The sequence below is a fragment of the Flavobacterium sp. DSP2-3-1 genome (genome assembly GCF_049896865.1).
Classification (GTDB): Bacteria; Bacteroidota; Bacteroidia; order Flavobacteriales; family Flavobacteriaceae; genus Flavobacterium.
Map to the genome: position 1 here is coordinate 1 of NZ_JAFCVD010000037.1, position 513 is coordinate 513.

Annotated in this window: 1 protein-coding gene; it reads left to right on the forward strand. The window is 45.8% G+C overall.

What is annotated here, in order from left to right; translation table 11 throughout:
• Positions 1-513, forward strand: a 513-nt coding sequence (locus tag ACP7AT_RS15805; protein WP_426065397.1) for an HYR domain-containing protein, incomplete at both ends; no start/stop codon positions are given.

The window sequence follows — 513 nt, forward strand, 5'->3', positions numbered from 1 at the left end:
GACTGTAACAGACCATGCAGGAAATACCGCTACTTGTACCCAAATTGTAACGGTGGTAGACAATATTAATCCAACTATAACCTGTGCAGCGCCGGTAACGGTGCCTGTGGATGTGGCTTACTGTACTGCGGCTAAAGCCAATGTAACTCTTGGAAATCCAACTACTGCTGATAACTGTGGGGTAAAATCTGTAACCAACGATGCGCCTACCGTTTTTCCTATCGGAAACACAACCGTAACTTGGACTGTAACAGACCATGCAGGAAATACTGCTACTTGTACTCAAATTGTAACGGTGATAGACAATATCAATCCAACTATAACCTGCGCAGCGCCGGTAACGGTGCCTGTGGACGTGGCTTCCTGTACTGCGGCTAAAGCCAATGTAACTCTCGGAAATCCAACTACTACTGATAACTGTGAGGTAAAATCTGTAACCAACGATGCGCCTACCGTTTTCCCTATCGGAAACACAACCGTAACTTGGACTGTAACAGACCATGCAGGAAATAC